The 10,837-nt window shown below is 60.5% G+C and carries 10 protein-coding genes; 4 read left to right on the forward strand and 6 right to left on the reverse strand.

The window, feature by feature from the left end; translation table 11 throughout:
- Positions 1–56 precede the first annotated feature (56 nt).
- The 3 genes from C3Y91_RS16995 (at position 57) to C3Y91_RS17005 (ending at position 2,500) form a co-directional block, all read left to right on the forward strand.
- Positions 57–689 (forward strand): TetR/AcrR family transcriptional regulator, encoded by a 633-nt coding sequence (locus C3Y91_RS16995; RefSeq protein WP_130689906.1) that lies wholly within the window; start codon positions 57–59, stop codon positions 687–689.
- A gap of 114 nt (positions 690–803) precedes the next feature.
- Positions 804–1,862 (forward strand): LacI family DNA-binding transcriptional regulator, encoded by a 1,059-nt coding sequence (locus C3Y91_RS17000; protein WP_024319669.1) that lies wholly within the window; start codon positions 804–806, stop codon positions 1,860–1,862.
- Positions 1,863–1,888: 26 nt separating this feature from the next.
- Positions 1,889–2,500, forward strand: a complete 612-nt coding sequence (locus C3Y91_RS17005; protein WP_130663347.1) for a hypothetical protein — start codon at positions 1,889–1,891, stop codon at positions 2,498–2,500.
- On the opposite strand, the gene C3Y91_RS17010 is transcribed toward C3Y91_RS17005, so the two are convergent.
- Positions 2,501–3,520 carry an AraC family transcriptional regulator gene (locus C3Y91_RS17010; RefSeq protein WP_168575629.1) on the reverse strand — a complete coding sequence of 340 codons (1,020 nt, stop codon included), beginning with the start codon at positions 3,518–3,520 and terminating at the stop codon, positions 2,501–2,503.
- 276 nt (positions 3,521–3,796) lie between these two features.
- On the opposite strand from C3Y91_RS17010, the gene C3Y91_RS17015 reads away from it, so the two are divergent.
- Positions 3,797–4,948 (forward strand): ROK family transcriptional regulator, encoded by a 1,152-nt coding sequence (locus C3Y91_RS17015; protein ID WP_024319666.1) that lies wholly within the window; start codon positions 3,797–3,799, stop codon positions 4,946–4,948.
- A gap of 278 nt (positions 4,949–5,226) precedes the next feature.
- Here the strand turns inward: C3Y91_RS17015 and C3Y91_RS17020 are convergent, their stop codons facing one another.
- The 5 genes from C3Y91_RS17020 to bglB are packed head-to-tail and all read right to left on the reverse strand — an operon-like array spanning position 5,227 to position 10,822.
- On the reverse strand, positions 5,227–6,273 hold the full coding sequence (locus C3Y91_RS17020) for a carbohydrate ABC transporter permease (protein ID WP_027688281.1): 1,047 nt from the start codon (positions 6,271–6,273) through the stop codon (positions 5,227–5,229).
- Between the two features lies 1 nt (position 6,274).
- Entirely contained in the window at positions 6,275–7,270 is a 996-nt protein-coding gene (locus tag C3Y91_RS17025) for a carbohydrate ABC transporter permease (protein ID WP_027688282.1), read from the reverse strand.
- A 2-nt stretch (positions 7,271–7,272) separates the two neighbouring features.
- A complete protein-coding gene (locus tag C3Y91_RS17030; RefSeq protein ID WP_027688283.1) occupies positions 7,273–8,379 on the reverse strand; it encodes an ABC transporter ATP-binding protein in 1,107 nt (368 codons plus the stop codon).
- The gene (gene pglB / locus C3Y91_RS17035; protein ID WP_027688284.1) at positions 8,367–9,731 is read right to left on the reverse strand and encodes a polygalacturonase PglB; all 1,365 of its coding nucleotides are present in this window, start codon (positions 9,729–9,731) and stop codon (positions 8,367–8,369) included. The genes C3Y91_RS17030 and pglB overlap by 13 nt, the downstream gene beginning before the upstream one ends.
- Positions 9,728–10,822 (reverse strand): beta-galactosidase BglB, encoded by a 1,095-nt coding sequence (bglB, locus tag C3Y91_RS17040; RefSeq protein ID WP_027688285.1) that lies wholly within the window; start codon positions 10,820–10,822, stop codon positions 9,728–9,730. The genes pglB and bglB overlap by 4 nt, the downstream gene beginning before the upstream one ends.
- Positions 10,823–10,837: the final 15 nt, after the last annotated feature.

Raw genomic sequence — 10,837 nt, forward strand, 5'->3', positions numbered from 1 at the left:
CAATGAAACTTTGCGCCGCAGGGACGAGGGCGTGCGCAACAAGGGAGGCGAGGCAAATGGCAGCTCAGAAGAAGATCACGCGCGCGGAACAGAAAGCGCTCCGGCCCATCCAGATCCTGGATGCCGCCTTCGAGGAATTCGTGAGATGCGGTTTCGCTGGCACACGCGTCGAAGACATCGCCGACAGGGTCGGCGTCACCAAGGGTACGGTGTATGTCTACTTCGAGACGAAGGAGAAGCTTTTCGAAGCCATGATCAACCACTTTTCCGTGCCGTTTCAGGAACTGCTGGGGATCACCGAGGGCCTCAGCGGCAGCGCCACCGACCGGCTACTTTCCATTCTCGGCCTGCTCTACGAACAAATCGCCGAGGATCGCACGACCCGCGAGCTGACGCGGCTCGTCATTGCCGAAGGACACCGGTTCCCCGACCTGATCGACCGCCACCACGATCAGTTCATTGAGCCGATCATCGCCAAGGTCGACGCTCTCATTCTCGAGGGTGTGGCGTCGGGGGAGTTTCGCGAAATTCCGGTGGAATTCTCCGAAATCGTGGTCGCGCCCATCCTGACGACGACCGTTCTGCGGCTGATATTCGACGACCGCCGCGTGCCCACTCCCAACAAGGAGGCCTTCCTGCAGGCCTATTCCGACCTGCTGCTCAACGGCCTGCTTGCCAAACCTCACTGATGGCCGAATGACGAATAATTCCGCGCCAAACACGTAGATTTTTTGAAGTTTTTATGTAAAAACATTGAGTTAGCTGCGCCTTCGAAGGCGCGACCTCAATTCGTGACGGAAAAAGTGGAACGCAAAGTCAATCTCAAGGATGTCGCGCGCGATGCTGACGTATCGCTGAGCACGGCCTCGCACGCGCTGAACGGAACCGCACCGCTGACAATCGAGGTGCGCGAGAGGGTTCTGGATTCGGCAATACGCCTGGGTTACCTCGACCGCCGGAGGAAGAAGGCGACGATCGCGACCTTACGCGTCCTGCTTCTCGCCATTCCAGACGATGCCGCGCCGGAGAGCGACCTCAACCTGGTGAGCTGGACGATCCTCAACGGCCTTCGCAGGGAGTGCGAGCGCCGCGGGATCAGGATCGTACCCTTTGTCAGCACCGGCCGCCGCATCGACGGCGCCCAGGTCAGGCAGATCGCGCTTTCGGAGCGCGCCGACGGCATCGTGGTCCTGAACGACGATCAGCCGGAACTGATCCGTAGCCTCGCCTCCCCTGATATGCCGGTCGTCATCGTCAACGGCGAAGACCCGGCCATGCTGGTCGATACGGTGACGCCCGAAAACCGTTTCGGGGCGCGGCTCGGCATCGAGCATCTGCTGGCACTCGGACATCGCCGCATCCTGCACCTGACCTGGAAGGGCCGCACGACGATCCAGCGCCGATATGACGGTTTTTCCGATGCCTATTTCGCCGCGCAGCTTCCCGTGCCTGACGATATGATCGTCGAGGCAGAGGGATATGAGCCCCGGCACGGCGAGGCTGCCATCAACGCACTGCTCGACCGCGATGCAACGATGAAAGGCGCGACCGCCGTCTTCTGCGCGGCCGACAATCTGGCGCTCGGCTGCCTGAAGGCATTGGCCGATCACGACATCCGCGTGCCCGAAGCGATATCAGTCCTCGGATTCGACGACATCGTTCCCGGCGAGTTCAGCCGCCCGCCGCTTTCGACGATCAGCGTCCCCACAGACAGGCTCGGCGCTGCCGCTTTGGCGCTCATCGAACAGCGCCTGATCGCCAACGATCCGCAAAGACCGGCCCATCGCCTGGAACTCGGATGCCATCTCGTCTTGAGGGGTAGCGTCGCGCCGCCGCGCGAGAATGCAACGCATCGAGCCTGATCGATGCGTTGCATTCGGAGAGCACGATGACCAAAATCCTTGCTGCAACCCTATCGATCTCATTGTGCATCATGATCGATGCTTCGATAGCCATTGCGTCCGACGCTAAAGAAACCTTGCAAATTCCCAAGATCTTTAGTGCAGTGAAGCTTCAAGACTGCAACCAGTACGATGGTAAGGAGCGTCGCTCTTGCGAGGCGACCACACTCAGGCTTGGCTACTTTAGCTGGGGGCTTTTGTTCGCAGCTCGAGGCTTCGATCTAGCTCCGAGAATCCTGCACGGCGACCTTAAAGCGTTCCGCGAGTTCGTGAAAGACGATCCCGTTTATTCAAGCCAAGCATCGGCGGTAGAGGCTTTCTTGAGAAAACCCTTCGAAATATGCGCCTCTGATGGCTGCGGAAAATACCTGGGTCTATCGGAACGGGAACTAGAGGCTACGTCGGCGGAGTTCAACGAGAGTCGACGGTCGATGATTTGTCTTCTCAAACGAGACCGGTCGAAAGACAAGGCGGGCGGCGCGCTCCACGATCGGACATTGCTCACCGATGTCTGGCAAATGCAGCGCGGTCTGATCCCATCCTGTGCGCCGGTATCGACTGCTGTTGAAGAAATTATTAGGCGCGCCTTCCGTAGTTAGCTAGCGCAAGCGCTCGGCCCGCAAGCGCGTATCGCGCGGGCTTTCTCCAAAGGTGCTGCGGTAAACAATGGAAAATCTGCCCGCATGAGAAAAACCCCACATCGCGCAGATTTCGCGGACGGATCGCTGATTCATCGGATCCCGCAGTTGGTCGCGGGCTGCCTGCAGCCTGATCGTGCGCAAGTAACTGCCCGGTGAAGTTCCCCTGAAGGCCTTGAAGCCCGTTTGCAGTGCGCGAAGTGAAACACCGACATCATCCGCAACCATCGTCATTGTAAGAGGCTCTGCGATATTGGCGTGCATATAGTCGATAGCACGACGGACATGCCACGGCGCGACCAACGACACTTTCTTTTTTTCCATATGGCCAGAAAGACGGTGGCGGCCAAATCGGATCACGAGGTTAGCAAGCGTTTCGCTCATCGCCGCCACGGCCAGAGGTGAAGACAGAAGCGGACCGTCATTGCGCATACCCTGCACGATCGTCTGCACCAGACTGCCGATAAGCTGACCTGACGGTGTTGCGAGATCCACAACGGGCTCAAGGTCAAGCGACTCAAGGATCGGCATTTCCATCAGTGAAACGAGCATTCGTCTCACAACTTTCCAATCCAGGAAGAGAGCGTCCGAGCAGTGCGGGCCTTGGATGAAACGATCGCCAGCCTCGTGGTTGTTGGCCATGAGAAGACGACCTGGCCCACTTTCAACCACCTTTTTTCCAATGGACAGTCGAAAGGATCCCGTGTGCGGAATGTAAAACGCAAGGTGTTGCGGCGTCTCATCGAGTGTCCGAATTGTCCAGGAGCTCTGATAAACCGAATGAAGCACCGTAAACGCCTCACTTGTTCTCAAGTCCGCTGCCCAAGCAAAGGCCCGGTCGTTGCTCAACGGCTTCGCGCTAAAGACCCCGTAGCCCGCAGAATAGGCTCGAACCATCGACTCGAAGTCACTGCCTTCATGCGTTGGCGCAAACCCGTATGCCTCACGCTCAGGAGCGCGCGCCGTATTTTCGGATCTCAACGATATCTGCAACTCGGTTGTTTCCCTTTCCACACCCCGACCGGCTAACCGCCTTTCAAGCGCTCCATCCCGTTTGAGATCGCCGCAACGCCGATATCCTGCCTTCCAAACGCTCGGACACGATCCCCTTTGAAAGGCCGTCAGCCTCACTGGCTTGACCAATCTCAATGAGGTAAGCAGGGCCGGGAAAGCGGGGATCGAATTCCTTGTTTGACAGAAGCAAAATGCCCTCCCAATGTGGTTCACACTCACAGTGTAAATCAAAACGAACCGAAAATGAAGTATGATCCGCTAAACCATGTTGCCGCGCATTTTTTGCGAGATACACAATCCGTGCGCGTAGCTTCCCGCAACGAGCGCGACCTGTTGCGGCTGATCTGGAAGTCTCCGGGGATCGAGCGCTCCGACCTGACAGAGCCGCTCGATCTCACCCAGCAATCGTTGCACAGGATCGTCGCGCGGCTTCATGAGCGAGGAATGCTCATCTTTTCCCATCCGGAAACCCGGCGGCCGGGACCGCCCAGCCCGGAGCTGACCCTTCGCAAAGACTGGTGTTTAACCTTGGGCATCTCCGTGAACGTCGGCTCGATCGGCCTTTGCCTCATGGGTTTCGGCGAACCTTTGGAAAAAATGGAAATCCAACAGGCAGGCTCCTCGCTATCCGCTGAAATGCAGCGGATCGAAGCGGCGGTCGAAGAGCTTCTTGCCCGCCGAAGCGCCAAACGGCGTGACGTCCTCGGCGTCGGCCTGGCCGTCGCCGGCCACCGGATGCTGGAGACGGCCTTCAATTGCCCCTTGCCGCTCGCTCATTGGTCACTGATCGACCTGGCGCCTTTGCTCGGAGAGCAACTTGGCCTGCCGGTCTGGGCAGACAATGTCGCCAGGACCGCAGCCTTGGCGGAAGCCATTTTCGGTGTCGGCCGGGATGTCGCGGATTTCGCCTATATCGCCCATCTTCATGGCTATGGCGGCGGCCTGGTTGCCGGAGGCATGCCGTTTCGCGGCAATTTCGGCAACGCCGGCGAATTTTCCGTTCTCTTCGGACGTCAGGACTATGAGGAACGCCCTGCGCTCGGCGTCCTGCTTGAACATCTTCGTGCCAAGGGACGCTCGAACTTGACCCTGAGAGACCTGAAGAACGACGACCTGATGGATTGGGATGGCATCGGGGAGTGGATCGATCGCGTCACGCCGGCCCACAATCGCGCCATTAATGCGATCTGCGCAATATTCGACCCGGCATTGATCGTCCTTGGCGGCGAGCTTCCGCATTCACTCGCGAGAATGCTGATCGAACGGACCGAGTTCAACAATCTGCCTCGGCATGGCGTTTTACGCGACGTCCCCAGGCTTGCCGTGGCACAGATAATCGATGCCCCCGGTGCAATCGGCGCGGCCTTGATCCCGCTCTTCGAAACCGTTTTGTGATATGGGCAGGACGCCGCAGCACTTTGTACTCGACGTCAACATAGCCTAAAACGGCGGCCTATCAAGTCGCGGAGGCGGCCGGCTTCGGTGGCAAGCGCTACGCTCGCCGCGGCGCATACCGCCCTAAAAATGAGCGACGGCCTTGGGAGTCATCCGCAAAGACAAAAACCGAAACGCGCCGCATGAACCAAGTTCAATGCGACGCGCCTCAGCCGGGAGGAGGACGTGGTATGGATTCTTCGGCGATTGCGGGGAGGTCTATCTCCACGCCTCGCCGTTCACTTCATGCCTGTTCCGGCGATGCCCGTGGTGATGTACTTCTGCAGGAACAGGAAGACGACGGTGACAGGCAGCAGGCTGAGGAACGTCATTGCCAGGATATAATGCCACTGCACCGAGAATTCTCCCTGGAATGCATTCAGGCCGACCTGCAGCGTGAAATTCTCGCGGCTGTTGAGGACGATGAGCGGCCAGAGGAAATCGTTCCAGCGCCAGAGCACGGAAAAGATCGCCAGCACCGCTAGCGCGGGCGCCGTCAGCGGCAGGATGATGCGCCAGAATATGCAGAATTCGCTCGCCGCATCGACGCGCGCCGCCTCTATCAGCTCATCGGGTATGGTCAGCATATATTGCCGCAGCAGGAAGACGGCGGTCGGAGAGGCGACCGTCGGCAGGATGACGCCCCAGAGGTTGTCGGCAAGCCCGACCCCGACGATGACGAGATAGGCCGGCACCATGACGACGGCGAGCGGGATCATCAGCGTCGAAATGATGATGACGAAGACAGTCGTATCGCCAGGAAATTTGTATTTCGACAGGGCGAAGGCCGCCATGGCGTTGACGATCAGCGTCAGAAGCGTTGCGACGAAGGTGACGAACACTGAATTCTTGAGGAAGGTCAGGAAGTTGAAGCGCGTCAGCGGATCGGTGTAATTCTGCGTGGCGACCGTCAGCTTCTGCACCGGCGTCAGCCCCTTCACGTCGACGCTGACCGGTGGTCCCGGATTTGCCGGATCGACCATCTGGGCCTTGAGGCCGACGCGGCGGACCATGGCCATTTCACGCTGCTGGCCGTCGACGGTGACCTGCCAGAGGCTCAGCGGCTTGTCGAAGCCGGGCACGGTCTGTTCGACGGCGGCCCGGGGAAGCAGCGTCGGCGGAAATCGGGTGATCTCAGCTGCCGGCTTCAGCGAGGAGAGGCCCGCCCAGAGGACCGGAAGCAACACCACGAAGGTTCCGCCGATCAGCCAGACCCATGACAATATGTCGGTTATATCGATGCGTCCGGCCCGGCGTGTGCGCGTGAAAAAGCTGATCGGTTTCATCTCAGGACTCCATTCGCTTGCCGATGCGCAGCTGTATGAGGGTGAGAACCAGAAGCACCAGCCCCATGAGAACCGATGCGGCGGAGGCCAGTCCGAAGAGGCGAAGATCGCTGCCGAATGCCATCTGGTAGATATATTGGACGATGAAGCTGTTGGCCGTGCCGGGGCCCCCGCCATTGGTCAAAACCCAGGCCTCGTCGAAGATCTGGACGGATTTGATCATCAGCAGAATGAACACGACCAAGAGGTTCGGAGCGAGCAACGGAAGCGTGATCCTGAAAAGTGTTCGGCGCGGCGAGGCGGCATCGATGGAGGCAGCCTCGTAGAGCTCCTTCGGGATGGCCTGGAGGCCGGCGAGGAGGATCAGGGTATAAAAACCCATGTGAAACCAGACCGATACCGCGACGACGAAGAAGCGCGACCAGCCGACGTCGAGCAGGAAGATCTCAGGGGGAACGCCGATCATCTGGAAGAAGGCGTTCAGCAGCCCGTTGCGATCGAGGAACCATTTCCAAATGAGACCGATGACGACGGGAGACAGCAAGACGGGATAGAAGAACATCGCCCTGAAGAAGCCGCGCGCGACGATCGCCCGATTGAGGATCAGCGCCGTGATCAGCGCCACGAGCAATGTGGCGACGACATTGAAGGCCACGAACCAGAGCGTGTTCCACACGGCCGTCCAGAACAGCGATTCCTGACAGCTTCCCGGCTGCAGATAATTGCCGCAGGAAAGCAGCGTGCGGAAATTGTCCAGGCCGACGAAGGGACGCTCCGACACGAAAAGGTTTGTGCCACCGGTAAAGGCGTACCCGATCGCGATCGCGATCGGAAGGAACGTGAAGATAGCGAACAGAACGAGGTTCGGCGCCAGGAACAGCCATGGCATACGCTTGCGGCCGAAGATGCGCTCGATCACATTTATCGGGGCTTCGACCACTCTCATCGCCGTTTCCCCTGCCTGGGACAGCAATGCACCTGCCTTGAGCGCCGCCATGTTCAGCGCCTCCCCTGTCCGGGCCGCCGGGCAAAAGCCAGGCCACTTTCGGGATCGAACAGATGAACCCGCCCCGGGGCGGCATCAATCAGGATGTGATCACCAGGCGCCGGCGCGAAATGGCCGGCCTCATGAATGATAATCTGCTCGTCCTGACCTGCAAGATTGCCGTAGACATAGGTCTCGGTCCCGAGGCCCTCGTGATACTGGACGATGAACGGCAGGCCTTGCTCGCTGGAACGTGAAAAATGCGCGGGCCGGATGCCGGCGAGAACGGCCTGTCCGACCGCAATGCCGGCGAGATCGACATCGCTGACGATGCTGCCGCCGTTGCCGACATCGATGACGACGCCGCTTTCGCTGACGCCTGATACCTTGCCCTTGATGATGTTCATGCGGGGCGAGCCGAGGAAGCCGGCGACGAAGAGATTGCGAGGGCTATCGAACAGGTCCAGTGGTGCGCCGACCTGCTCGACCCGCCCCGCGCGCAGCACGACGATCTTGTCGGCCATCGTCATCGCCTCGACCTGGTCATGCGTGACATAGATCATCGTCGTCTTGATCTCGCGGTGGAGCTTGGTGATCTCGGCGCGGGTCTGGACGCGCAAGGCGGCGTCGAGATTCGACAGCGGCTCGTCGAACAGGAAAATGTCCGGTTCGCGCACGATGGCCCGGCCGATCGCCACGCGCTGGCGCTGGCCGCCCGAAAGCTGCTTCGGGCGCCGGTCCAGATAGGGTTCGATCGCCAGCATCCTGGCGGCTTCGGCAATCCGCGCCTCGATCTCGGCGCGCTTGAACTTCAGGTTCTCCAGGCCGAAAGCGAGGTTCTTGCGAACGCTCATATGCGGATAGAGCGCGTAGGACTGGAAGACCATCGCGATCTTGCGCTCGGCCGGAGAGAGCGCGCTGACGTCGCGGCTCCCGATCGCGATTGCGCCTGACGTCACCTCTTCGAGGCCGGCGATGACGCGCAGCAGGGTCGACTTGCCGCATCCCGACGGGCCGACGAAGACGACGAACTCGCCGTCCGTGATATCGAGTTCGACGTCATGCAGGACTTTGACCGAGCCATACGATTTGTTGACATTGGAAAGTTTCAGTTCTGCCATGCCCCACTCCCATCAGGTGCCGCCGTTTCGAAGACGGCGTCGTTTTTGTTCCAGCCTTGCGGCAGCGGTGTCGGCCTTGTGATCCGCACCTCGTTCATCAAGATTCCGGTAACCCCCGCCACGTAGACGGCCGGCATTCCTCCCGGATAGTGCTCAAGACCGATTACCCGCCCGTCTGACCCGCGGGTCCAGGCATTGGCGCGGCCACCGCCATCGGCTTTCGGAGAAAGGTCCGCGTTTGTCGGACGCAGGTCGTAGGACCGCGCCGTGTCGAGTTGCCCGGGCTGCTGCTCTATGGCGATGCGCGTAAGCCGTGCGTTGCCGATGCCGGCCGAAGAGGTCGAGATGACCGTGATTGCCCCCTCCATCCGTCCGGTTATGTCCTCGACGATGAGATTTTCGATGGCGCCCGCCGTGCGTTCCGTGACACGGTCGACGACATTGACGGTCAGCGCCTCTCCCGAGCCCCAGAAACCATCGGGGGTCTCGCGGCACTCCACCGCAATTCTCGAAAACCTCACATTCGATATCCGGCCGCCGTCGCGGGAAAATATGCCGAGCGCCCTGTTGGAGGATGAGACGTTGCAATCCTCGAACACGACGTTGGTGACGTCGCCATGCGTTTCCGTGCCGATCTTCAGCGCACAGCTGAGGCTCTGAACGGAGCAGCGGCGGACAAGAATGTTTTCGCATCGTCCGATGGCGATACGATCGGGACCGATGCTCGTCTTCAGACATATGCCGTCGTCGGCCGTCGATATCCGGCAATCCTCGATGACGGCGCCGCGGCAGGCATCCAGCACGATGCCATCGGTGTTGGGAAGGCGGCGGTCGTTGTCGATGGTCACGTCCCTGACCGCAACATCGGTGCAGTTGACGAAGTGCAGCGTCCACATCGGCGAGCGGCAAATATGGACGGAGCTGATCTCGACCTCGTCGCAACCCTCAAAGACGACGACACGGGGACGAAGTTCGGCCGGGATGAAGGTTCCCACCGTCTCGTCGTCTCCCACAATGAAGCTGTCGCAACCGGCTTCGATGCGCCCCGCCCCCGTCAGGCAGATCCGCCGTGCATCCTTGGCGACGATCATGCCGCGGTCCGATTTTTCGGCGATCACCGAAACACTCGTATGCGCATAGGCCTCGTAGTCCGGAACGGGTCGCAGGATCGCGCCGGCGGCCAGATGAAGGTCGACGCCGGATCTAAGCTGGAGCCCGCGGCAGACATGGATGCCGGCCTTGAGCTCCACGCGTCCGCCGCCCGAAGCCGACAGGCCGTCGATGGCCGCCTGCAGGCGGACTGTGTCGTCGCCCTCCGCCGGCTCGATCGCGACAGGAGACACGGGGCTCATTGCCGCTCGCCGTTCTCGAGAAAGACTTCCGTCAGGAGCAGCATGGTCAGCGCCTGGCCATAAGGCGTCGGCACGTTGGGGATGCGCCTGTAGAAATCGAGGTCATGGCCCATCGGCGTGCCGTCCGAGACGCCGTGGACGACACCTTCTTCATCGATCTGCGCCAGCACCGCCGCAAGCGCGCGCTCGGCATAGGCCCTGTCGTCCTTGTCGAGAATGCCGGCATCGATGGCGCGCAATATGCCATAGGCAATGCCTGCCGTGGCCGAGGTTTCCAGCGGCGAGGACGGATCGTCCAGAAGCGTCGTGAACATGCCGTCCGGCCGCTGGTATGCTTTCAAGGAGCGCACCTGGCTGACGAGGACGTTCGACAGAAAACGCCGGTCCTTCTCGCCGAGCGTCGGAACGAGATCGAAGAGCTCGGGGATGGCGACCGTGATCCAGGCATTGCCGCGCGCCCAGAAGGCATTGGCGAAATTGTGCCGCCCGTTGAAGGTCCAGCCGTGATACCAGAGGCCGCTGACCGGGTCGGAGAGGTAGCGGGTGTGGATCACAAACTGATAGACGGCCTCGTCGATCCATTCGCTGCGCTCGCAGAGCACGCCGGCCCGGGCGAGAAACAGGCAGGCCATGAACAGCGTATCGTCCCACAATTCGCCGTCGTTGAGGCGCTCCTTGACGACGTGCTGAAAGCCGCCGTCCTCAGTCTTCGGCAGTTCCTTGACGAGCCATTCGGCCCAGTCCTCGACGAGAGCACGAAAATCGGGACGGTCGATATGCTGGACGAGGATCGCAAGCGGCAGCATCGGCGCCGTGCTGTTGATCTGGCGCGGCGGCAGGCCGCGTTCGATCTGGCCGGCATACCAGGCGACGAGCTCCTGCAGCGCTTTCTGGTCATTGGTGGAAATGGCACGCCGCAGGAAGCCGTAAAGGCCGACGCCGACTTCCCAGTCCCATTCGTCGAACTGGATTCCGGAGGCGGAATTTCCCGTCACGAGACCTTCCTTGATGCCCCTGAGCCGGCTGAAAGCCGTCGCCACGCGATCAATCGTCGTCAGGAGGGCGGCGTTATCGACGGATGTTGTGTTCATGCTGGAGACCTATGT

The sequence above is a fragment of the Rhizobium ruizarguesonis genome, from assembly GCF_012349115.1.
Classification (GTDB): domain Bacteria; phylum Pseudomonadota; class Alphaproteobacteria; order Rhizobiales; family Rhizobiaceae; genus Rhizobium; species Rhizobium ruizarguesonis.